Origin of the sequence: Streptomyces sp. NPDC060366 (assembly GCF_042725135.1) — a bacterium.
Taxonomy (GTDB): domain Bacteria; phylum Actinomycetota; class Actinomycetes; order Streptomycetales; family Streptomycetaceae; genus Streptomyces.
On sequence record NZ_JBHXDC010000008.1, the window covers coordinates 106,069 to 126,329 of the forward strand.

The following is a 20,261-nucleotide window of genomic DNA, read 5'->3' on the forward strand; positions in this document are numbered from 1 at the left end:
TCAGGCCTCCCGCGCCGCGGCCGCCACCGCGCGGCAGATCCGGGCGATGTCGTCGTCGTCCGTGACGTACGGCGGCATCGTGTAGACGAGATCGCGGAACGGCCGCAGCCACACGCCCTCGCGTACCGCCGCGCGTGTCGCCGACGCCATGTCCACCTCGCGGTCCAGTTGCACGACGCCGATCGCGCCGAGCACGCGCACGTCCTTCACGCCGGGCAGGGACGCCGTCTCGGCGAGGCCGTCACGCAGCCCCGCCTCGATCCGCTTGACCTCGCCCTGCCAGTCCTGGCCGAGCAGCAGGTCGATCGAGGCGCACGCCACGGCAGCCGCCAGCGGGTTGCCCATGAAGGTGGGTCCGTGGGCGAGGACGGGCACCTCGCCGCGCGAGATGCCCTCGGCCACCGCCGAGGTGCACAACGTCGCGGCCATCGTGAGATAACCGCCGGTCAGGGCCTTGCCCACACACATCACATCGGGGGAGACGCCCGCGTGCTCCGCGGCGAACAACGCGCCCGTGCGGCCGAAGCCCGTCGCGATCTCGTCGAGGACGAGCAGTACGCCGTACTCGTCGCAGACCTCGCGCAGCACCCGCACGTAGTCGGGGGAGTGGAAGCGCATACCGCCCGCGCCCTGCACCACCGGCTCCACGATCACGGCGGCCAGTTCGTCCGCGTGGCGGGCGACGAGGGCGCGCAGGTGGTCCGCGTAACCCTCGTCGTACGGCTCGAAGTCGGCCGGCGGCGCGTCGGCGAAGATCTGGCGCGGCAGCACCCCCGACCAGAGCCCGTGCATACCGCCGTCGGGGTCGCACACCGACATCGGCTGCCAGGTGTCCCCGTGGTAGCCGCCGCGCCATGTCAGCAGACGCGACTTGGCCGGGCGGCCCAGCGAACGCCAGTACTGGAGGCACATCTTGACGGCGACCTCCACCGACACCGAACCCGAGTCGGCGAGGAAGACATGCCGCAGCGGTTCGGGGGTGATCTCCACCAGCCGGGCCGCCAGCCGGACGGCCGGCTCATGGGTGAGCCCGCCGAACATCACATGGCTCATCCGCGCGAGCTGGCCGTGCGCCGCCTCGTTGAGGACCGGGTGGTTGTAGCCGTGGATCGCCGACCACCAGGACGACATGCCGTCGACCAGCTCGTCCCGCCCCTCGGCGGGCCGGGCGAGCCGGAGCCGTACACCCGAGGCGGACTCCACCACCAGCGGGTCGGTGCGGCCGGGCATCGGGCCGTAGGGATGCCAGACATGGGCCCGGTCCAGCGCCAGCAGCGCGTCCGGATCCAGAGCGCCCCCGCCCGATGTGTCAGGCATTGGGCGCCAGGTCCGTACCCGCACCGCGCCGCCGTACGGTCACCAGGTCCGTACGGGCGGACGCGGTGTCCGCCCCGGCCGGTTCGGCACCGTCCACCGGCGTACCCGCGCACGGGCTGTCGCAGCCACCACCGCGGTGTCCGGGCAGCGTCGTCGTGTCCGTGCCCTCCACCTCGAACCCGGCGTCCGCGATCATGTCCAGGTCCGCCTTGCCCTCCTGGCCCTCGCTGGTGAGGTAGTCACCGAGGAAGATCGAGTTGACCAGGTGCAGCGCGAGCGGCTGCATCGTCCGCAGATGCACCTCACGCCCGCCGGCGAGCCTGACCTCCACGTCGGGGCAGACGAACCGCACCATCGCCAGAATGCGCAGCGCCCGCTGCGGAGTCAGATTCCACTCGTCGGCCAGCGGAGTGCCCTCGAAGGGGATGAGGAAGTTGACCGGTACCGAGTCCGGGTCCAGCTCGCGCAGTCCGAAGACCACGTCCACCAGGTCGGCGTCGCTCTCGCCCATGCCCGCGATCAGCCCGGAACAGGCCGACAGACCCGCGCCCTGCGCGTGCCGCACCGTCTCCACCCGGTCCGCGTAGGTGTGGGTGGTGGTGATGTCGCCGTACGTCGCCTCGGACGTGTTCAGGTTGTGGTTGTACGCGTCGGCGCCCGCCGCCTTCAGCCGCTCCGCCTGACCCTCCGAGAGCAGCCCGAGACAGGCGCAGACCTCGACGTCGGCATTCTGTTCCTTGATCGCGCCGATGGTCTGCGAGACGCGGTCGACGTCCCGGTCCGTCGGGCCCCGGCCGCTCGCGACCAGACAGACCCGCTTCGCGCCGCCGGCCACTCCGGCCGCCGCCGCCTTGGACGCCTCGTCGGGCTTGAGCCAGGTGTACTTGAGGATCTCGGCCTTGGATCCGAGGCGTTGCGAGCAGTACGAGCAGTCCTCGGGACAGAGCCCGGACTTGAGGTTGACCAGGTAATTGAGTTTGACCCGCCGCCCGAACCACTGGCGGCGCACCTTCCCGGCCGCGGCCACCACATCGAGCAGATCGTCGTCGGAGGTCGCCAGCACGGCGAGCGCTTCTTCGCGCGACGGCAGCTCGCGCCGAAGGCCCTTCTCCACCAGTGTGTTCAGCAGGTCCATGGCGCCGATCCTGGCCTACGGCGGGCCTCCGGGCCAAGGATGAATCCTACAAGACAGGTGCATTCAGGTGTGTGTATGACCACACTCGAGCCGGGTTCGACCACGGTTAGGGTCTGTGGGCTGCCTACAAAAGGACCTGAGCCGTGCCAACCGAGCCGCCGCCCGTGCCGAGCACGCCCGCCCCGTCGGCTCCGCCGGATCCGTTCGGCTGGATCGACGACGAGGCCCGCCGGCGCGAGCGTTCCGGTCTCGTCCGTACGCTGCGGCCCCGCGACGCCGGCTCGGCGCTGCTGGATCTGGCGAGCAACGACTACCTGGGGCTCACGCACCACCCCGTGACGACGGGCGCGGCGGCCGACGCGGCGCGCCGCTGGGGCGCGGGCGCCACCGGCTCCCGGCTGGTCACCGGAAGCACCGCCCTGCACGCCGAACTGGAGCGCGAGCTGGCCGCGTTCTGCGGTTTCGAGGCCGCGCTCGTCCTGTCGTCCGGATACGCCGCGAACCTCGCCGCCCTCACCGCGCTGACCGCGCGCGGCTCGCTCGTCGTGTCGGACGCCGCCAACCACGCCTCCATCGTGGACGGTTGCCGTCTCTCGCGCGCCGAGACCGTCGTCGTACCGCACGCGGACCCGGAGGCCGTGGACAAGACGCTCGAAGCGCGCGAGGGTTCGCGGGCCCTGGTCGTCAGCGACTCGGTGTTCTCGGTGGACGGCGACGCGGCGCCGCTCGCGCGGTTGGCCGAGGTGTGCCGTACGCGGGGCGCGGCGCTGCTCGTGGACGACGCCCACGGTCTCGGTGTGCTGGGCGACGGCGGCCGTGGCGCCGTCCACGCGGCGGGTCTGGCGGGCGACCCGGGGACCGTCGCCACCGTCACGCTCTCCAAGTCGCTGGGCAGCCAGGGCGGCGCGGTCCTGGGGCCGGCCCGGGTCATCGACCAACTCGTCAACACCGCGCGGTCGTTCATCTTCGACACCGGACTGGCGCCGGCCGCCGTGGGCGCCGCGCTCGCGAGCCTGCGGCTGCTGCGCGAGGACCCGTCGCTGGCGGTCCGGGCGCGGGCGGTGGCGCACGCGCTGCACCAGGGGCTGACCGGGGCGGGGCTGACCGCCGTACGCCCGGACGCGGCCGTCGTCTCCGTCCGGGCGCCCTCCCCGGACGCGGCCGTGCGCTGGGCCGCCGACTGCCGGGCCGCGGGGCTGGTGGTGGGCTGCTTCCGGCCGCCGTCGGTGCCGGACGGGATCTCCCGGATCAGGCTCACGGCCCGTGCGGATCTGACGGACCGGCAGGTCGCCGCGGCGCTCGCGACGATCGTCGCGACCGCGCCCGCCGGTGCCGTGGGGCGGGCCGTCTGACGCACGCGTAGGTGCCCGCCCACGGGTGTCCCACCTCGGTCGCCGGGGCCGGAAACTTGAGCCCGCTCAAATACGTTTGCGCGTAGCAGGGTTCACCGCTTAGAGCGACAACCGGGGCCGTATCCCGGCGGATCGCCCGTGCGCCGGGTGCCGTTGATGGCAGTGTGTCGCGAAGCGCAATCCGGGGACGTACTCGCGGGCATCTGCCGTAGGTCGGTCTGCGTCCCGGTGGGAAAGGGACAGCGTCGCCATGGCAGACCATCAGGAAGCATCCGTCACCCTGCCGAGCGATCCCGCCTCGGTACCGGAGGCACGCAGATATGTCGCGCGCGTCCTCTCGGAGTGGGGCCTGCCCGACGACGCCGAGACCGCCGAAACGGTTCGCCTGATCATCTCGGAGCTGGCGACCAACGCCGTGCAGCACACCTTCGGGACGTCACCGACCTTCACGGTCGACGTCACGCTGGAGCGCGACGAACGGCTGCGCGTCGGAGTCACCGACAGCCATCCGCGGTGGCCGCGGCGGCTCCCGGCCGCGGTCCAGCAGGACAACGGCCGTGGCATGGTCATCATCCGGGCGCTGACCGCCGAGTACGGCGGCGGACTGTCCGTCACTCCCACGGCGGACGGCGGCAAGACGGTCTGGATCACCCTGCCCTGGACGGTCCCCGCCCCGGGCTGACCCGCCGCACCCGCGCACCGGAACAGCGCACCGGCTACCGCGCACGGCCCGCCACCCGCCGGGCGTCAGCGGACGCGGCCGTACCAGACGCTCTTCGACCAGATGCGCTCCAGCCGCACCACCTGGCCCGACTTCGGCGAATGCCAGATCTTGCCGGCTCCGGCGTAGATCCCGACGTGGTAGACGCTGTTTCCGTAGTGGAAGAAGACCAGGTCGCCCCGTTTGCGGCTGGAGGCCGGGATGTGGCGCGACTTGTTGTACTGCTGCTGCGCCGTGCGCGGCAGCGACTTGCCCGCCTTCTTGTACGAGAACACCGTCAGGCCCGAGCAGTCGAACCGGTGCGGACCAGCCGCCCCGTGCTTGTACGGCGCGCCCTTCTTGGAAGCGGCCACATGGAGAGCCTTGGCGGCGGCGGCGTGCTGGGCGTGCGCCTCGGACACGGCGCCGGGCGCCAGCATCGTGCCGCCGACGGCGGCGAGGAGGACCGATGCGGTACCGGCCCGGGAGAGCAGCGACGGGACATGCGTCTGCGCGGACATGCGCAACCCTTCGTCAGCCGCCTGTGAAGGATGACCTGTCGGGTTCGGACAGGCGAAGATGTCCGGCCGCTCGCGCGGCTTCACCCCGAGGAGCGGTCCATGGTCGGAACGCCCCGAACTGCTCGGGTCCTCCACTCCTGCCGATCCACTCGTGTCGACCAGTCATCCGGAGCGGCGGCAGGACTCGGCGTCCACCCGGACCGCCCCGCCGAGGTGGCGGGGGCTTGTCGTCCAACGGATCTTGACGCGGCATCAGCGAAATTCCGAGCCGCAACGACTGGATGTGACCCTCGTCACTTTTGGGCTATTTGGGCCCCTGTGGGCGATTCGGTGAACGGCTGATATGACCACTCACGCGCTGTACCTGCGACGCAGCGGTGTGTTACGGCCGGACGGCCGATCACCCGTCGCAACTCGCCGTCCCGATCTCGGCGGGCGCGTCGATACGCCGAACGAGCGGGCAATTCCCGTACGGACGCGTCCATACGGGGCGGTCGGCCGCCGGTTCGTGTCGTGTCGCGGGTCCGTGGGGCCGGGCCCGTATCAAGTCGCAGGGCCGGGCGGCATGGTGACACGCCCGGCCCTGCGCTCCCCGTCGAGCACCCGCAGGGCGCGGTCCAGGGTCGGCGTGTGCAACTCCCTCTCGCCTCTGGCGTGCATCAGCGTCAGCGCGTCGCGCAGTTCGGCGGCCCTGGCCACCAGGGCCTGTGCGGCGCGCAGCGCGCCGTACGTGTCGTCGCCCCGCGACGGATTGATCCGGCCCACCAGGTCGACGACCTGGAGATAACTGTCGACGAAGTCGCCCTCGGCGCGGGTCAGCGCGGGCAGCGGCGGCAGTTCCGGCAGCATCGGGCGCTCACCGGGGGGAGTTGAGGCCGAGGGACGCCCTGCGGTCCTGTGCGACATGGTCCACCAGGCCGTACTCCAGGGCGCCCGGCGCGTCGAAGATCGTGTCCCGGTCGATGTCGTTGTCGATCCGCTCGGCGCTCCGGCCGGTGTGCCGCACCAGCATGTGCGCCATCAGGGCCCGCAGTCGCAGCAACTCCTCGGCGTGGATGGCGAGATCGGACGGCTGGCCGCGTACGGGCTCCTCGATCCCCGGCTGCTGGAGTACGACACGCGCGCCGGGCAGTGCCATCCGCTTGCCGGGCGCCCCGGCGGCCAGCAGGACGGCGGCGGTCGACACCGCCTGGCCGAGACAGGTGGTCGCCACGTCGCAGCCGACGACCTGCATCGTGTCGTACACGGCGGACATGGCGCTGAGGGAGCCGCCGGGGGAGTTGATGTAGAGGGCGATGTCCTGGTCGGGCGCCGAGTATTCGAGCTGGAGCAGCTGGGCGATCACGTCGTTCGCCGAGGTGTCGTCAAGGGCGGTGCCGAGGAAGATGATCCGGCCTTCGAAGAGCTTGGAGTACGGGTCGAGCGACCGCGTGCCGGTGGAGGTCCGCTCGGTGAACTCGGGCAGGACGTAACGGGCGGAAGGACGGTTCATGGTGTGCCTCTCCTCGCGTGCCGGACGCGGCTCTCGTCCGTCTGTAAAAAATGTACAGGACGTACAGGTCGTAAGATGGCGAGCATGGCTTACGAAATTCCGGTGACGCAAGCGAGGGCGGAACTGGCGGACCTGATCAACCGGGTCGTCTACGGCGAGGAACACGTCGTCGTGACACGTCACGGCAAGCCGCTCGTCGCCCTGGTGTCGGCCGCTGACCTGGAACGACTGGAGAGCCTGAAGTCGGAGGAGGCAGCCGCCGCCGAGGAGCGCGTGATCGCCTCGGTGAGCGCGATCAGGTCGGTGGCGTCCGCTCCGGGCGAACGCGCGGACTTCGGCATCGTGGCGAAGCACGAGCCGCCGGAGAGGCGCTGAGGCCTTCGCCCTCAAGCGCGGGGCGGGCTGATTGTTCTGTCCTCGAGCGCCGGACGGGCTGCCTTGTGTCCTCAAGCGCCGGACGGGCTCGGGCCCGCCCGGCGCCGGGCATCCGGGTCAGGCGGCCGAAGCGGACTCGCGCGCGAGGGCCGGGGCGCCGGGTGAGGCCGGTGTCTCGGGGGTCGCTGCCGTGCGGCGTGCTCCCACCAGCACCGCGGTCAGGCCCAGCACGGCCCACACCGTGAGCGTCAGCGCGGGCGTCCCCGCCGCGTTCCCGTCGAAGTAGGCGACCGAGCGGAGCAGTGAACCGCTCGCGCCCGGCGGCAGCCACGGGCCGATCATCCCGACCGATTCCGGCAGGAGTTCGGGCGCGCTCGACACCCCCGAGAGCGGATTGCCGAGCAGCACCACCAGCAGCGCGCCGAGGCCGATCCCGGCCCGTCCCAGGAGCGCGGCGAGTCCGGCCACGGTCGAGCCGATGGCCAGTACGGCGAGCCCGAACACCCCTGCCTCCGCCCACCAGTCGCCGGCGAGAACGTCCAGCCAGCTGTGGGCGAGTGCGGTGGCGGTGAGACCCGCCAGTGCCGCCGCCCCGAACAGCGTGCCCAGTGCGCGCACTCCCCGCAGTGCGAGCAGGCTCACCAGCGCGCCGGTGGCGACACCCGCCAGTGACAGCGGGAGCATGCTCGCGCCGAACGCGCCGCCTCGCGGGTCCCCCGGGGGCGTCGCGACGACGTCGCTCACGCGCACCTGGGTGCCCGCCGGTGCCTGTGCGGTCACGGCTTCCCTGAGCAGCTGGGCGACGACCGGGCCGGCCGCCGTCGCCGTCAGCAGATGTGGTCCCTCCGGGGTGGCGACCACGGCCCCGTAGGCGTCCCGCTCCTCGATCGCCGCGCGGGCGGCGGCCTCGTCGTCGTACCGGTGCACATCGAAGGCGCCCGGCCGCCGCTCGAATCCCTGCTGGAGCGGCGCCGTCGCCGAGGCGGGCCCGGCCACGCCGACCGGCAGATCGTGCGGGGCCACGCGCGCGGCGGGCCAGGCGAAGGCCCACAGCGCCAGAGCGGCGATCAGGGGGATCAGGAGCATGACGCCGATCATGCGGCGGGTGGGGGTGGCGGACATCGAGTCCTCGTTTCGGTCCACGGAAGCTTAAAAAGAAGGATCGTTCGTTTTGCGGGTCCCGTCACTGTCACCGGCGAAGCGGAAGCTTGTCAAGAAGGAATGTTCGTTTTACGTTGACCGTATGGCACGTGTATCGCAGCAGCACCTGGACGCCCGCAGGCGTCAGATCCTCGACGGCGCCGCGCGCTGTTTCGCGCGCAACGGCTTCCACGCCACCTCCATGCAGGACGTGCTGCGCGAGGTCGACCTCTCCGCCGGTGCCGTCTACCGCTACTTCAGCGGCAAGGAGGAGCTGATCGGGGCCATCGTCACCGAGGTCCTCGACACCGTCAGGGAGGCGTTCGAGGAGGCCGCGCGCCAGAGTCCGCCCGACCCGCCCGATGTACTGGTCGTCGAGGTGATGGGACGCGTTCTGCGCGGGGAGTTCGTCCGGGGCCCCGCCGCCGGCGTCGAGGTGCCCCGCCTGCTCATCCAGGTGTGGGGGGAGACCCTGCGCAACGAGTCGCTCGCGGCGCTGCTCCGGACCGGCTACGACACGGTGCGCGTCGCCTGGGTCAAGGTCGTCGAGGGGTACCAGGCTGCGGGGCTGATGCGCGACGACATTCCGGCGGAGCACGTCGCCCGCACGATGATCGCCACGGTGCAGGGCTTCGCCGTCCAGCAGGCGCTGTTCGGCGAGGCCCCGGTGGAGATCCTTCAGGACGGCCTGCGCGCGTTGATGTCCATGGGCGCTCCAAAGCCCGGTTAACCTGCCGGAAAAACTTCCGCCGTAACGTGCCATGTCTCTCTGTGTGGGCCCATTTCGCGTTCAACAGAGTGTTGAATCGACGCGTGTGACAACAGGCTCCACGCCGGACCGGGCCGCAACAGTGAGGTGGAAAGGTGCAGTTGACCCCGCACGAACAGGAACGTCTGCTCATCCATGTGGCCGCCGACGTGGCCACCAGACGACTGGCGCGCGGGCTGCGTCTCAACCATCCCGAGGCGGTCGCCCTGATCACCTCGCACCTCCTCGAAGGCGCCAGGGACGGCCGTACGGTCGCCGAACTCATGGCTTCCGGACGCAAGGTGCTCACCCGTGACGACGTCATGGAGGGCATCCCCGAGATGATCCACGACGTGCAGGTGGAGGCCACCTTCCCGGACGGCACCAAGCTCGTCACCGTCCACGACCCGATCGTCTGACGGGGGAGCGCCGCCGTGATTCCCGGAGAGATCCTCCACGCCGACGACGCCGTGCCCCTCAACGAGGGCCGCCCCGTCACCCGTCTCACCGTGCTCAACGCCGCCGACCGGCCCGTCCAGATCGGCTCCCACTACCACTTCGCCGAGACCAACCCCGGCCTGCGGTTCGACCGCGCCGCGGCGTACGGTCTGCGCCTGAACGTGGCCGCAGGCACGTCCGTACGGTTCGAGCCCGGTATCCCCGTCGACGTCGAACTCGTCCCGCTCGCCGGGCACCGCGTCGTACCGGGCCTGCGCGGCGAGACCGGAGGTCCCCTCGATGCCTGAGCTGAACAGAGCCGTCTACGCCGACCTCTTCGGCCCCACCACCGGCGACCGGATCCGGCTCGCCGACACCGACCTCCTGGTCGAGATCGAGGAGGACCGCTCCGGCGGCCCCGGACTCGCCGGGGACGAGGCGGTGTTCGGCGGCGGCAAGGTGATCCGCGAATCGATGGGCCAGTCTCGTACGACGCGGGCCGAGGGAGCCCCGGACACCGTGCTCACCGGCGCCGTGATCATCGACCACTGGGGCATCGTCAAAGCCGACATCGGCATCCGGGACGGCCGTATCACCGGCATCGGCAAGGCCGGAAACCCGGACACCATGGACGGCGTCCACCCCGATCTCGTCATCGGACCCGAGACCGAGATCATCGCGGGCAACGGGAAGATCCTCACCGCCGGTGCCGTCGACGCCCACGTCCACTTCATCTCGCCGACCCTCGTCGACCAGGCGCTCTCCTCCGGCATCACCACGCTCGTCGGCGGCGGTACGGGACCCGCCGAGGGAACGAAGGCCACCACCGTCACCCCGGGCCCCTGGCACCTGGCGCGCATGTTCGCCGCCCTGGAGTCGGCCCCCGTCAACATCGGACTGCTCGGCAAGGGCAACACGATGTCGCGCGACGCCATGTACTCCCAACTGCGGGGCGGCGCACTCGGGTTCAAGATCCACGAGGACTGGGGGGCGACCCCGGCCGTCATCGACGCCTGTCTCCGTGTCTGCGAGGAGACCGGCGTACAGCTCGCCATCCACACCGACACACTCAACGAGGCCGGATTCGTCGCCGACACACTCGCCGCCGTCGCCGGGCGGACCCTGCACGCCTACCACTCGGAGGGCGCTGGCGGCGGTCACGCCCCCGACATCATCACGGTGGTCTCCGAGCCGTACGTCCTGCCCAGCTCGACCAACCCGACGCGGCCGCACACCGTCAACACCATCGACGAACACCTCGACATGCTGATGGTCTGTCACCACCTCAACCCCGCGGTCCCCGAGGACCTGGCGTTCGCCGAGTCACGCATCAGACCGTCCACCATCGCGGCCGAGGACATCCTGCACGACCTCGGGGCCATCTCGATCATCTCCTCCGACTCACAGGCCATGGGCCGTATCGGCGAGGTCATCCTGCGGACCTGGCAGACCGCGCACGTCATGAAGAAGCGCCGGGGCGCACTGCCCGGCGACGGCCGGGCCGACAACCACCGGGTCCGCCGCTACGTCGCCAAATACACCGTCAACCCGGCCGTGGCGCAGGGACTCAGCCACGAGATCGGCTCCGTCGAGACCGGCAAGCTCGCCGATCTCGTCCTGTGGGACCCGGCGTTCTTCGGCGTGAAGCCCCAACTGGTCATCAAGGGCGGCCAGATCGCGTACGCGCAGATGGGCGACGCCAACGCGTCCATCCCCACCCCGCAACCCGTCATGCCCCGGCCCATGTTCGGCGCGACCGGCACGGCCCCCGCCTCCAATTCGTTCAACTTCGTGGCGCAGGAGGCCATCGAGGACGCCCTGCCCGAACGCCTCGGTCTCGGCAAGCGCTTCGTACCCATCGAGAACACCCGCTCCGTCGGCAAGGCCGACATGCGGCAGAACGACGCCCTGCCGCGGGTCCAGGTCGACCCCGACACCTTCACGGTCACGATCGACGGCGATGTGGTCGAACCCGCGCCCGCCGCCGAACTGCCCCTGGCGCAGCGCTACTTCCTCTTCTGATGAGCCGCGCCGCACTGCTCGTCCTCGCCGACGGACGGTTCCCGGCCGGCGGCCACGCCCACTCGGGCGGCGCCGAGGCGGCCGTTCGCGCGGGGCGGCTCACCGACGCCCGCGACCTGGCGTCCTTCTGCCGGGGCCGGCTCCACACCACCGGCCTCACCGCCGCCGCGCTCGCCGCGGCGGCGGTGCTCGGCGTCGACCCCCTCGCGCTGGACGAGGCCGCCGACGCACGCACCCCCTCACCCGCCCTGCGCGCCACCGCACGCAAACTCGGCCGCCAGATGATGCGCGCGGCGCGCGCCACCTGGCCGGGCCCCGAACTCGCCGCGCTGGCGGCGGCCCGCCCGCGCGGCGCCCACCAGCCGATCGTCCTCGGCCTCGCCGCGCGCTCGGCCGGCCTCGGACCCGAGGACGCCGCCCACTGCGTCCTGTACGAGACGGTCAGCGGCCCGGCCACCGCCGCCGTACGCCTGCTCAGCCTGGACCCCTTCGACGCGACCGCCGTCCTGGCCCGGCTGGCACCCGAGATCGACGCCACCGCACTGCACGCCGTGGCCACCGCGCACCGCGCCGTACGTAAGGGCCCCGGCGCCCTGCCCGCCGCCTCGGCGCCGCTGCTGGACATCACCGCCGAGGCGCACGCGGCCTGGGCGGTGCGCCTCTTCGCCTCGTAACGCCCGGACACCTGCCGACACGCCCGCCCGTACGACCACGAAGGAGCCGCACCGTGCACCTCGACCACGCCGACCCGTACACCGACCCGTATCTGGACCCGCACGGCCACGGCGCCGGGGCCGCCCGCCTGGACGGCTCGCGGCGGGCGCTGCGCATCGGCCTCGGCGGGCCCGTCGGCTCCGGCAAGACCGCGACCGTCGCGGCCCTCTGCCGGGCCCTGCGCGACCAGTTGTCCATCGCAGTCGTCACCAACGACATCTACACGCGGGAGGACGCGGCGTTCCTGCTGCGCAACGCCGTGCTGCCCGCCGAGCGGATCCAGGCGGTCGAGACCGGGGCCTGCCCGCACACCGCGATCCGCGACGACATCTCCGCCAACCTCGAAGCCGTCGAAGACCTCGAGGACTCGGTCGGCCCCCTCGACCTGATCCTCGTCGAGTCCGGCGGGGACAATCTCACCGCCACTTTCTCCAAGGGCCTCGTGGACGCGCAGATCTTCGTCATCGACGTCGCCGGCGGCGACGACATTCCCCGCAAGGGCGGCCCCGGCGTCACCACCTCGGACCTGCTGGTGATCAACAAGACCGACCTCGCGCCGTACGTCGGATCGGACCTCGGGCGCATGGCGTCCGACGCCAAGGAGCAGCGCGGCGAACTGCCCGTCCTGTTCACCTCGCTCACCGGCCCCGACGGAGTGGCCCCGGTGGCCGACTGGGTACGCGAGCGATTCACCGCCTGGACCGCATGAGCGTCCACGCCACCGCCCGGATCACCGCCGCCCCCGACGGGCGCGGCGGCACCGCCCTGCCCGTGCTGGAGAGCGCCGGTCCGCTGGCACTGCGCCGTACGCGAGCGGCCACCACCGCCGCGGGCCCCGCCCAGGGCGCCGGCCCCGGCGCCCGCGGCACCGCGCCCGCCCGCGTCACCGTCGTCGGCGCGATGAGCGCACCGCTCGGCGGTGACCGGCTCGCCCTGGAAGCGGTCGTACGGGACGGGGCCGCGCTCACCGTCGATGCGGCGGCGGCCATGATCGCGCTGCCCGGCCGCCGCGCCGGCGACGAGCCCGCCGACCACGCCGGCTACGACGTACGTCTGACGGTCGGAGCGGGCGCCGTACTGCACTGGCTGCCCGAGCAGCTCATCTCCGTCACCGGCAGCGACCTGCGCGCCCGCACCCGCGTCGAACTCGGCACCACCGCCCGGCTGGTGCTGCGCGAGGAACTGATCCTCGGCCGCCACGGGGAGGCGCCCGGCACCGTCACCTCCCGGCTCACCGTGCACCACGCGGGCCACCCGCTGCTTGACCAGCAACTCGCCCTCGGGCCAGGCGCACCCGGCGGATGGGACGGCGGCGCGGTCATCGGCGGACACCGCGCTGTCGGACAACTGCTCTTGGTGGCACCGGAGTTCGAGGACAAGCCGGTGGCGCCGAGAATGCTCGGCGACACCGCCGTACTCACCCCGCTCACCGGTCCCGGAGCGCTCGTGACCGCCCTCGCCCCGGACGCCCGGGCGCTGCGACGGGTCCTGGACGACGCCCTGGCGGACATGTACCGCTGAGCGGAACCGGATTCACCGGCTATCGGTTCGGCAAAGAATCAGGGCCATCACCTGTTCCCGACGGGCCCGGAGACGAAAGGATCCTCCCGGTAACCCTACGAACAGCGCCGCAGCGCGCGGCGCGCACACAGGGGGAGGTACCACTTGAGACGCACAGCACTACTCGGCTCGGCCGGCACTCTGCTCGCGGGCACGCTCATAGCGACCACGCTCGCCGCCACGTCGGCGAGCGCCGACGGCCGCACGGCCGACGGCTCGAAGTCGCGGGGCGAGGAGCAGAAGAGCCGGAACGCTCAGGCACAGGGCGCGCAGGTCGCCGCCGAGCGGGCCGCGAAGAAGGGCATCGACTGGGCGGACTGCCCGGCCGACTGGGCCCTGGAGAAGCCGATCCAGTGCGGCTACGTGAGCGTTCCGCTCGACTACGCCCGTCCGAACGGCAAGCAGATCAAGATAGCCGTCGACCGGATAGGCAACACGGGCGGCGCGAGTGAGCGTCAGGGCTCCCTCGTCTACAACCCCGGTGGCCCCGGCGGTTCCGGCATGGCGTTCCCGCGCCGTGTCGTGACCAAGAACGCCATCTGGGCGGACGCCGCGAAGGCGTACGACTTCGTCGGCTTCGACCCGCGCGGAGTCGGCCGTTCGACGCCCATCTCGTGCGTCGACCCGCAGGAGTTCGTCAAGGCCCCCAAGGCCGACCCCGTCCCCGACAGCGAGGCCGACAAGCGAGCACAGCGCAAGCTCGCCGCCGAGTACGCGGACGGCTGCAAGGAGCGCAGCGGCTGGATGCTGCCGCACATGACGACGCCCAACACCGCGCGTGACCTGGACGTCCTGCGGGCCGCGCTCGGCGACAAGAAGCTCAACTTCGTCGGCGTCTCCTACGGCACCTACCTGGGCGCCGTCTACGGCACGCTCTTCCCGTCCCATGTGCGACGCATGGTCCTGGACAGCGTGGTCAACCCGTCGAAGGAGAAGATCTGGTACCAGGCCAACCTGGACCAGGACGTCGCCTTCGAGACGCGCTTCGACGACTGGAAGAAGTGGGTCGCCGAGAACGACGCGGCGTTCCACATCGGCGACACCGTCGCCAAGGTCGAGAAGCAGTGGGACAAGCTCCGCGCCACCGCCAAGAAGGACCCGATCGGCGGCGTCGTGGGACCGGCCGAACTCATCGGTCTGTTCCAGAGCGCTCCGTACTACGACTCCAGCTGGGTGCCGGTCGCCGACACCTGGAGCAAGTACCTGGCCGGAGACACCCAGGCGCTCGTCGACGCCGCCGCACCCGACCTGTCCGACACGGTCGGCAACGCGCGCGCCGAGAACAGCAACGCGGTCTACACCGCCGTCGAGTGCGCCGACGCCAAGTGGCCCACGAGCTGGCGCACCTGGGACCGGGACAACACCCGGCTCCACCGCGACCACCCGTTCCTCACCTGGGCCAACGCCTGGATGAACCTGCCCTGCGCCACCTGGGGCGTGGAGCAGCAGACACCGGTCGAGGTCGGGACGGGCCGCGGCCTGCCGCCCGTACTGATCGCGCAGTCCACGCGCGACGCCGCCACCCCGTACGGGGGCGCCGTCGAGCTGCACAAGCGCTTCAAGGGCTCACGCCTGATCACCGAGCGGGACGCCGGTTCGCACGGAATCACCAATGTGGCGAACCCGTGCATCAACGACCGCGTCGAGTCGTATCTGCTCAGCGGCGAGCTCGACAGCCGCGACGTGACGTGCGCACCGCACGCCACGCCCAAGCCGTAAGGCGCGGGGAGCACCGGTGACGGGGGAGGGGGCGGCGGCCTGTACAGGCCGCCGCCCCCTCCCTCACGACTACACCGCGCTTCCTCGCCGCCGCGCCGGTCGGCCGTCCCCGGCCGCGTCACCGGACGTCAGCGTCGCAGGCGCGGGAACTTCTTCGCCGGCGCCCGCGCCTCCTCCTCGGCCTTCACCTCGGCGGCGTACCGGTCCACGTACTCCTGACCGGACAGACCGAGAATCGCGTACATGATCTCGTCGGTCACCGCCCGGACGGCCGCCTTCTCGTTCTCCAGACCCGCGTAGCGGGAGAAGTCCAGCGGTTCGCCGAAACGGATCGTGACCTGCTTGATGTTCGGGATCTTCTGACCGGGAGGCTGGATCTCGAACGTGCCGACCATCGCGCACGGCACCACCGGCACCTGCGCCTTGATGGCCATCACCGCCACCCCGACCTTGCCCTTGTAGAGCCGTCCGTCGTGCGAGCGCGTCCCCTCCGGGTAGATCCCCAGCAGCTCACCCTTGCCGAGCACCCCGAGCCCTTCCCGGATCGCCGCCTGGCCGGCCTCCTTGCCGGACCGGTCGACGGGGATCTGACCGGCGCTGCGGAAGAACGTGGCGGTGAGGCGTCCCTTGACGCCGGGCCCGGTGAAGTACTCGGCCTTCGCGAGAAAGGTGATGCGCCGCCGGATGATGGCGGGCATCAGGAAGTGGTCGGAGAACGACAGATGATTTCCCGCGACAATGGCGGCACCGTCCGCCGGAATATTGTCCAGCCCCTGGATCCTCGGCCGGAAAAGAAGTCTCAGCAGCGGACCCAACAGGACGTATTTCAGGACGTAGTAGAACACGGTGTCGCTCCCAACTCTCCGGACGGCTCTGGGTAGCGGTGTGCCAGGCCTCGGAGAGAGTATTCCCCCTCGGCCGCCCCGCACCTGTCGAGTGCGGAACGCACGCCCCAGGTGATTGGGCCCCCTATTTTCGGCCCAATATCTGGCAAATCGGTACGCCTTTACCAGGGTTGCCGACATGACCTCACCACTTGTAACGGGCGCGGCGGGATTCACCGGCTCGCATTTCGTCCGCCACTGGCTGGGAAAGCATCCGGACGACACGGTGGTCGGCCTCGACGCGCTGACCTACCGACGTCCGTGCCCCTGCGGCCGATCGGTCCGGCTCGCATCGGCCGCGGGCCGCTCCACTCCCACCGGCTCCCGCTTGTCCCGGTACGCCTCGCCGAGATCGGCCGGCGCACGCGCCAGTTCCATCCGGTCGCCCGACGCCTGGAGCGGATCGACGGACTTCCGCAGTGGGTCCGGCCGCTGCGGCAGCTCGCTCGTCGCGGCGAGCAACCACAGCGAGACACCTTCGCTGCGCAGATCAACGCCCTGGGCCCGGTGCGGTTGCTGCTTCACCAGGTCGCGTGCGACCACCGGGCGGCCGAGCCGGAGATTCGCCTCCGCCGGACCGGTGCGCCGGGGGAAGGCCGGGCCGGGCGCGTGAGGGATCAGGGAGTCCGAGTCCCGTAGCGCCGTGCCACTTCGCGGAAGGACAGCTTCGGCTCCCAGCCGCCGTCCCGGTTCACCCTCGCCAGGCCGAAACTGCCCATGTCCAGGTCGTGGCGGGGGTCGGGGGAGTACGGCTTGGGGGCGATGAACTCGAAGACGTACGCCCCGTGGACGCCCTCGGCCGCGAAGATGTCCAACTGCTGTGACAGGTAGTCCGCCTGCTCCCGCTCGTCGCGGGTGTACGTGCCGTTCAGCGCCGGGGGGCTGGCGGACCAGTCGATGATCCCGTAACCGGCGGGCCCCATGTCTCCCGCGCCGGTGAAGGTGCAACAGCCGAACTCGGTGATCAGGACGGGCTTTCCGGGCTGGAGATGCTTCCGCAGACCACTGACGTAGTCCGCGGAGTTGTACGCCATCCGGTAGTAGTTCAGCCCGACGAAGTCGAAGCCGGTCCAGTCGACGTCCTCCCACACACCGGCCGCGTAGCTGATCCGCCCGTTGAAGTGTGTTCTGGCGGCCTCCTGGGCGCGGCCGAGCAACTGGTTCAACTGCCCGTTGAACTCCGGGAGTCTGCCCCACCATTGGGGGTCGGGCAGTTTCGCGGCGCGGTCCCCGTGGGTCCGGCCGGGGATGATGCCCGAGCCGAAGACGGTCAGTTCGCAACCCACGTTGAGGTCGATGGCACCGTACCGCCGGCGCAGCTTCTCGGTAGCCTCGGCCGCCTCCGTGAGGTACGCGATGGTGGCGTCCGCCGTGCCCTCGACGAGGCGGGGCTGGACCCAGACATGCAGTCCCTCCTCGGCGGCCGCGGCCGCGCACTCGGCCAGCCCGGCGATGTCGGTGCCGTAGAGGTTCACCGATGTGCAGTGCAGCTCGCTCCTGACAGCGGCCATGTGCTGCCGGAAGAGGGGGCGGGACCAGTGCGCTCCCGCCGAGCCCGAGGCGGGGCCCGAATAGTCCGTCCCGGTGTTGTAGTTGACGCCCTTCCAGGGCAGAACCTCTGCTTGTCCTTGCACTTGGTCCCTCACTCGTGGGGTCGCTCGATCAGCTCAGTGCGGCCTTGATCAGGTATCCCACCGCCATCCCCCGGAAGGTGTCCGGCTGTTCGGCTCCGGACTCGGCCCGGGGCCGGATCCGGCCCGCGACTCGTCCCGGCCGCGTTCTCGTTCGTCGGGACCGCGGTGATCCTGTGGTCGTCGGTGGACCGAGTGTTCCTCGCACAGGTTTATCGGCCATACTGCCAGCCGTGGAGCGCATCGATCCGATAATCCAGCCCGTACCCGCCGCGGGGACCGATCCCGGATACATCCCTGGGCTCATGGCACCCCGCCTCGTAGCGAAGACCGACGACGCCGCCAAGGACGTCCCTCAGGAGGCCGCCGACGAAGAGGTGACCGAAGAGGCGCCGACGCCTCGCGAGCCGGCCGTCGACGCGGCCGAATCGACCGACCCGAAGGCCGACGACGAGGCGGACGAGGCGGTCTCCTTCACGAAGGACACCTCCGACGACGACACCGACGACGACACCGAAGGGCCGGTCTTCGAAGCCAGCGACCGCCGCGCCTCGATGACCGCCGACCGCACCGGCATCCGGCTCACGCTGGACGAGGAGGAGGCGGAGTTCGGCTGGGACGAGATCGGCGCCGTGGAGGTCGACACCCCCCGGTTCGGCCGCCGGTTCACCGTCACACTGCACACGACCGGCCGCCGCCACTACCAGTCGGAGGTCGACGCACCCTCCCGGAGCAGCCTCAAGGAGTGGACGGCCGAACTCGACGCGGTGCTGGACGCCTACTTCGAAGAGGCCTGACCAACCCCCGACCCCGTCCGTACTCCTCGTACTCCTCGGTCGCGTCCGGACCGCACTCCGGACGGCCCCGCCCAGGTGGCCGGTCCGTCGGCCCTCCTGTGCACTGGGGCTGGCGGCCCCGATCGGGCGGGCCGCGTGCTGCCCGCATGGGCGGCCGACGACCGAGGAGTTCTTGATGACACGGCACACCAGGACAGTCACCGCGCTGGCCTCCGCCCTGCTGATCGCCACCGCGGCGGCCGGGTGTTCGAACGGCGGTGGCGACAATGGCAGCGCCAGCGGTACGGACAGCGGCAGCGACGTCAACAGCCGTGAAGTCGAGGTGCTCCCGGCGGCGTCCTCGTCGTCCGCGCCCGCCGTCGACGTGAAGAACGGCAAGTTCGGCAAGATGCTCGTCGACGAGAAGGGCATGACGCTCTACGAGTTCGACAAGGACACCAAGAACAAGTCCATGTGCAACGGCTCCTGCGCCACGGCCTGGCCGCCGTTCACCGTCAAGTCGAAGCCGGCCGCCGGCAAGGGCATCAAGGCCGATCTGCTCAAGACGACGAAGCGTGACGACGGCTCCGAGCAGGTGACCTACAACGGGCGCCCGCTGTACCGGTTCGAGGCGGACAAGAAGGCCGGCGACGTCAACGGTCAGGACGTCAACGCCTTCGGCGCCAAGTGGTTCATCATGAACCCCGCCGGCAAGAAGGTCACCACCCAGCCCCAGAACAACAACGGCGGCGGTTACTGATCCTCGGCCTGTCCGGCCCACGAGCGCTCGGAGACGCCATGCCGTTCTCGATCCGTACCGGCCGGGCGCGGGTCGCCGTGGCCGTCGCTGCCCGCGCCGTCGCTCTGATCACCGTCGTCGGATGTTCGGACGGCGGAGGTGGTGGCGGCGACAGCGCGACGACCTCGGCCGCCGGCCCGTCCGGAGGCGGGACGCAGGTCACCATCGACAACTTCAAGTTCCAGCCGGCCGCCCTCACCGTCGCCCCCGGAGCGAAGATCACCGTGGTCAACGAGGACACGACCACGCACACCCTGACGGCGACCAAGGGTGCGACCTTCGACACGGGCGACCTCGCGCCCGGCAGGAGAGCCACCATCACCGCGCCGTCGAAGGCGGGCGACTTCCCGTGGGACTGCACGATCCACCCGTTCATGAAGGGCACGCTCACCGTCAGGTGAGCCCGGCCGGCGGCTCCCTCCACGGCGCGAATGGAGAACCCCCATGTCATCACAGCCCTCCGCCTCCCACGCCGCGCCCTCGCACAAAGGCGGCGCCGGCCGAATCGTGCGGGGCGTCGTACGGGTGATCGCCGCGGCGGCCCTGGCCCTCGACGCCTACTACCACGCGGATCTCGCCCCCCAGTACGACGCCGTGACGAAGGACATCAGCCAGGGCGACCTCTTCCGGATCGAGGCCGGCCTCGCGGCGCTGGCCGCGCTCCTCGTCCTCGTCTGGCGCCGGCTCCCGGGCGATGCCTTCGCCTGGGCTGTGGCCGCCGGCGGGCTCGCGCTCCTGCTCGTCTACCGCTATGTGAACGTCGGCAATCTCGGACCGATTCCGAACATGTACGAGCCGCTCTGGTACTGGGAGAAGCAGGCCACCGTGGTGGTCGAGGCGGTCGCCGTGGTCACCACGGCGTTTCTGCTGGTTTTCCGTCCCCGGAGTAATCTGAAGTGAGCGGGGGCGTGCTGAGCGCTGGAGGTGAGGGCAACGAT

At 71.0% G+C, this 20,261-nt stretch carries 24 protein-coding genes, 1 pseudogene and 1 riboswitch; of the genes and pseudogenes, 16 read left to right on the forward strand and 9 right to left on the reverse strand.

What is annotated here, in order from left to right; genetic code table 11:
* On the reverse strand, nucleotides 1–1,317 hold the full coding sequence (locus ACFWHU_RS20845; RefSeq protein WP_387226222.1) for an adenosylmethionine--8-amino-7-oxononanoate transaminase: 1,317 nt from the start codon (nucleotides 1,315–1,317) through the stop codon (nucleotides 1–3).
* The gene (gene bioB / locus ACFWHU_RS20850) at nucleotides 1,310–2,452 is read right to left on the reverse strand and encodes a biotin synthase BioB (RefSeq protein WP_387226224.1); all 1,143 of its coding nucleotides are present in this window, start codon (nucleotides 2,450–2,452) and stop codon (nucleotides 1,310–1,312) included. Before bioB ends, ACFWHU_RS20845 begins: the two co-directional genes overlap by 8 nt.
* Before the next feature lie 143 nt (nucleotides 2,453–2,595).
* Here bioB and ACFWHU_RS20855 point away from each other — a divergent pair, with 143 nt between their 5' ends.
* A complete protein-coding gene (locus ACFWHU_RS20855) occupies nucleotides 2,596–3,804 on the forward strand; it encodes an 8-amino-7-oxononanoate synthase (protein ID WP_387226226.1) in 1,209 nt (402 codons plus the stop codon).
* 250 nt (nucleotides 3,805–4,054) lie between these two features.
* Nucleotides 4,055–4,486, forward strand: coding sequence for an ATP-binding protein (locus ACFWHU_RS20860; protein WP_387226228.1), 432 nt, complete (start codon nucleotides 4,055–4,057; stop codon nucleotides 4,484–4,486).
* 65 nt (nucleotides 4,487–4,551) lie between these two features.
* Here the strand turns inward: ACFWHU_RS20860 and ACFWHU_RS20865 are convergent, their stop codons facing one another.
* The 3 genes from ACFWHU_RS20865 to ACFWHU_RS20875 form a co-directional block, all read right to left on the reverse strand.
* A complete protein-coding gene (locus ACFWHU_RS20865) occupies nucleotides 4,552–5,025 on the reverse strand; it encodes a C40 family peptidase (RefSeq protein WP_387226230.1) in 474 nt (157 codons plus the stop codon).
* Between the two features lie 3 nt (nucleotides 5,026–5,028).
* Nucleotides 5,029–5,212, reverse strand: a riboswitch (cyclic di-AMP (ydaO/yuaA leader).
* 356 nt (nucleotides 5,213–5,568) lie between these two features.
* Nucleotides 5,569–5,874 (reverse strand): hypothetical protein, encoded by a 306-nt coding sequence (locus ACFWHU_RS20870; protein ID WP_385803061.1) that lies wholly within the window; start codon nucleotides 5,872–5,874, stop codon nucleotides 5,569–5,571.
* Between the two features lie 7 nt (nucleotides 5,875–5,881).
* On the reverse strand, nucleotides 5,882–6,517 hold the full coding sequence (locus ACFWHU_RS20875; RefSeq protein WP_385803062.1) for an ATP-dependent Clp protease proteolytic subunit: 636 nt from the start codon (nucleotides 6,515–6,517) through the stop codon (nucleotides 5,882–5,884).
* Nucleotides 6,518–6,601: 84 nt separating this feature from the next.
* On the opposite strand from ACFWHU_RS20875, the gene ACFWHU_RS20880 reads away from it, so the two are divergent.
* Nucleotides 6,602–6,892 carry a type II toxin-antitoxin system Phd/YefM family antitoxin gene (locus ACFWHU_RS20880; protein WP_385803064.1) on the forward strand — a complete coding sequence of 97 codons (291 nt, stop codon included), beginning with the start codon at nucleotides 6,602–6,604 and terminating at the stop codon, nucleotides 6,890–6,892.
* A 117-nt stretch (nucleotides 6,893–7,009) separates the two neighbouring features.
* On the opposite strand, the gene ACFWHU_RS20885 is transcribed toward ACFWHU_RS20880, so the two are convergent.
* Nucleotides 7,010–8,014, reverse strand: a complete 1,005-nt coding sequence (locus tag ACFWHU_RS20885) for an ABC transporter permease (protein WP_387226233.1) — start codon at nucleotides 8,012–8,014, stop codon at nucleotides 7,010–7,012.
* Nucleotides 8,015–8,135: 121 nt separating this feature from the next.
* Between ACFWHU_RS20885 and ACFWHU_RS20890 the strand changes: the two genes are divergently transcribed.
* From ACFWHU_RS20890 to ACFWHU_RS20925, 8 genes are all read left to right on the forward strand, one after another.
* On the forward strand, nucleotides 8,136–8,762 hold the full coding sequence (locus ACFWHU_RS20890; RefSeq protein WP_385803068.1) for a TetR/AcrR family transcriptional regulator: 627 nt from the start codon (nucleotides 8,136–8,138) through the stop codon (nucleotides 8,760–8,762).
* A 134-nt stretch (nucleotides 8,763–8,896) separates the two neighbouring features.
* Entirely contained in the window at nucleotides 8,897–9,199 is a 303-nt protein-coding gene (locus ACFWHU_RS20895; RefSeq protein ID WP_069626722.1) for an urease subunit gamma, read from the forward strand.
* 15 nt (nucleotides 9,200–9,214) lie between these two features.
* Nucleotides 9,215–9,526 carry an urease subunit beta gene (locus ACFWHU_RS20900; protein WP_387226236.1) on the forward strand — a complete coding sequence of 104 codons (312 nt, stop codon included), beginning with the start codon at nucleotides 9,215–9,217 and terminating at the stop codon, nucleotides 9,524–9,526.
* Nucleotides 9,519–11,240, forward strand: a complete 1,722-nt coding sequence (locus tag ACFWHU_RS20905) for an urease subunit alpha (RefSeq protein ID WP_387226238.1) — start codon at nucleotides 9,519–9,521, stop codon at nucleotides 11,238–11,240. The genes ACFWHU_RS20900 and ACFWHU_RS20905 overlap by 8 nt, the downstream gene beginning before the upstream one ends.
* The gene (locus ACFWHU_RS20910) at nucleotides 11,240–11,914 is read left to right on the forward strand and encodes an urease accessory protein UreF (protein ID WP_387226240.1); all 675 of its coding nucleotides are present in this window, start codon (nucleotides 11,240–11,242) and stop codon (nucleotides 11,912–11,914) included. The genes ACFWHU_RS20905 and ACFWHU_RS20910 overlap by 1 nt, the downstream gene beginning before the upstream one ends.
* Before the next feature lie 53 nt (nucleotides 11,915–11,967).
* Complete coding sequence (gene ureG, locus ACFWHU_RS20915; protein ID WP_387226242.1) at nucleotides 11,968–12,663, forward strand: urease accessory protein UreG; 696 nt, start codon at nucleotides 11,968–11,970, stop codon at nucleotides 12,661–12,663.
* The gene (locus ACFWHU_RS20920) at nucleotides 12,660–13,475 is read left to right on the forward strand and encodes an urease accessory protein UreD (protein WP_387226244.1); all 816 of its coding nucleotides are present in this window, start codon (nucleotides 12,660–12,662) and stop codon (nucleotides 13,473–13,475) included. The genes ureG and ACFWHU_RS20920 overlap by 4 nt, the downstream gene beginning before the upstream one ends.
* 144 nt (nucleotides 13,476–13,619) lie before the next feature.
* Nucleotides 13,620–15,233, forward strand: a complete 1,614-nt coding sequence (locus tag ACFWHU_RS20925) for an alpha/beta hydrolase (protein ID WP_387226247.1) — start codon at nucleotides 13,620–13,622, stop codon at nucleotides 15,231–15,233.
* A gap of 128 nt (nucleotides 15,234–15,361) precedes the next feature.
* Here ACFWHU_RS20925 and ACFWHU_RS20930 read toward each other — a convergent pair whose 3' ends face one another.
* Entirely contained in the window at nucleotides 15,362–16,078 is a 717-nt protein-coding gene (locus ACFWHU_RS20930; RefSeq protein WP_385792516.1) for a lysophospholipid acyltransferase family protein, read from the reverse strand.
* 178 nt (nucleotides 16,079–16,256) lie between these two features.
* On the opposite strand from ACFWHU_RS20930, the pseudogene ACFWHU_RS20935 reads away from it, so the two are divergent.
* Nucleotides 16,257–16,340 (forward strand): annotated as a pseudogene (locus ACFWHU_RS20935) (hypothetical protein); the annotation flags it as partial.
* A gap of 26 nt (nucleotides 16,341–16,366) precedes the next feature.
* Here ACFWHU_RS20935 and ACFWHU_RS20940 read toward each other — a convergent pair.
* Both ACFWHU_RS20940 and ACFWHU_RS20945 read right to left on the reverse strand, forming a co-directional pair.
* Nucleotides 16,367–16,642 (reverse strand): hypothetical protein, encoded by a 276-nt coding sequence (locus tag ACFWHU_RS20940; RefSeq protein WP_385792524.1) that lies wholly within the window; start codon nucleotides 16,640–16,642, stop codon nucleotides 16,367–16,369.
* A 92-nt stretch (nucleotides 16,643–16,734) separates the two neighbouring features.
* Complete coding sequence (locus ACFWHU_RS20945) at nucleotides 16,735–17,751, reverse strand: abortive infection protein (protein ID WP_387226249.1); 1,017 nt, start codon at nucleotides 17,749–17,751, stop codon at nucleotides 16,735–16,737.
* Between the two features lie 230 nt (nucleotides 17,752–17,981).
* Here ACFWHU_RS20945 and ACFWHU_RS20950 point away from each other — a divergent pair, with 230 nt between their 5' ends.
* The 4 genes from ACFWHU_RS20950 (at nucleotide 17,982) to ACFWHU_RS20965 (ending at nucleotide 20,223) form a co-directional block, all read left to right on the forward strand.
* On the forward strand, nucleotides 17,982–18,545 hold the full coding sequence (locus ACFWHU_RS20950; RefSeq protein ID WP_385792514.1) for a hypothetical protein: 564 nt from the start codon (nucleotides 17,982–17,984) through the stop codon (nucleotides 18,543–18,545).
* Nucleotides 18,546–18,720: 175 nt separating this feature from the next.
* On the forward strand, nucleotides 18,721–19,284 hold the full coding sequence (locus ACFWHU_RS20955) for a hypothetical protein (protein ID WP_387226251.1): 564 nt from the start codon (nucleotides 18,721–18,723) through the stop codon (nucleotides 19,282–19,284).
* Between the two features lie 38 nt (nucleotides 19,285–19,322).
* On the forward strand, nucleotides 19,323–19,724 hold the full coding sequence (locus tag ACFWHU_RS20960; protein ID WP_387226253.1) for a cupredoxin domain-containing protein: 402 nt from the start codon (nucleotides 19,323–19,325) through the stop codon (nucleotides 19,722–19,724).
* 43 nt (nucleotides 19,725–19,767) lie between these two features.
* Nucleotides 19,768–20,223 carry a hypothetical protein gene (locus ACFWHU_RS20965; RefSeq protein WP_387226255.1) on the forward strand — a complete coding sequence of 152 codons (456 nt, stop codon included), beginning with the start codon at nucleotides 19,768–19,770 and terminating at the stop codon, nucleotides 20,221–20,223.
* Nucleotides 20,224–20,261 lie beyond the last annotated feature (38 nt).

What these genes read in the sequence shown, in the direction of transcription:
- ACFWHU_RS20845 (WP_387226222.1), bottom strand. Translation starts at nt 1,317, where the DNA reads ATGCCTGACACATCGGGCGGGGGCGCTCTGGATCCGGACGCGCTGCTG.
- bioB (WP_387226224.1), bottom strand. Translation starts at nt 2,452, where the DNA reads ATGGACCTGCTGAACACACTGGTGGAGAAGGGCCTTCGGCGCGAGCTG.
- ACFWHU_RS20860 (WP_387226228.1), top strand. Translation starts at nt 4,055, where the DNA reads ATGGCAGACCATCAGGAAGCATCCGTCACCCTGCCGAGCGATCCCGCC.
- ACFWHU_RS20865 (WP_387226230.1), bottom strand. Translation starts at nt 5,025, where the DNA reads ATGTCCGCGCAGACGCATGTCCCGTCGCTGCTCTCCCGGGCCGGTACC.
- ACFWHU_RS20870 (WP_385803061.1), bottom strand. Translation starts at nt 5,874, where the DNA reads ATGCTGCCGGAACTGCCGCCGCTGCCCGCGCTGACCCGCGCCGAGGGC.
- ACFWHU_RS20875 (WP_385803062.1), bottom strand. Translation starts at nt 6,517, where the DNA reads ATGAACCGTCCTTCCGCCCGTTACGTCCTGCCCGAGTTCACCGAGCGG.
- ACFWHU_RS20880 (WP_385803064.1), top strand. Translation starts at nt 6,602, where the DNA reads ATGGCTTACGAAATTCCGGTGACGCAAGCGAGGGCGGAACTGGCGGAC.
- ACFWHU_RS20885 (WP_387226233.1), bottom strand. Translation starts at nt 8,014, where the DNA reads ATGTCCGCCACCCCCACCCGCCGCATGATCGGCGTCATGCTCCTGATC.
- ACFWHU_RS20890 (WP_385803068.1), top strand. Translation starts at nt 8,136, where the DNA reads ATGGCACGTGTATCGCAGCAGCACCTGGACGCCCGCAGGCGTCAGATC.
- ACFWHU_RS20905 (WP_387226238.1), top strand. Translation starts at nt 9,519, where the DNA reads ATGCCTGAGCTGAACAGAGCCGTCTACGCCGACCTCTTCGGCCCCACC.
- ACFWHU_RS20910 (WP_387226240.1), top strand. Translation starts at nt 11,240, where the DNA reads ATGAGCCGCGCCGCACTGCTCGTCCTCGCCGACGGACGGTTCCCGGCC.
- ACFWHU_RS20920 (WP_387226244.1), top strand. Translation starts at nt 12,660, where the DNA reads ATGAGCGTCCACGCCACCGCCCGGATCACCGCCGCCCCCGACGGGCGC.
- ACFWHU_RS20955 (WP_387226251.1), top strand. Translation starts at nt 18,721, where the DNA reads ATGACACGGCACACCAGGACAGTCACCGCGCTGGCCTCCGCCCTGCTG.
- ACFWHU_RS20960 (WP_387226253.1), top strand. Translation starts at nt 19,323, where the DNA reads ATGCCGTTCTCGATCCGTACCGGCCGGGCGCGGGTCGCCGTGGCCGTC.
- ACFWHU_RS20965 (WP_387226255.1), top strand. Translation starts at nt 19,768, where the DNA reads ATGTCATCACAGCCCTCCGCCTCCCACGCCGCGCCCTCGCACAAAGGC.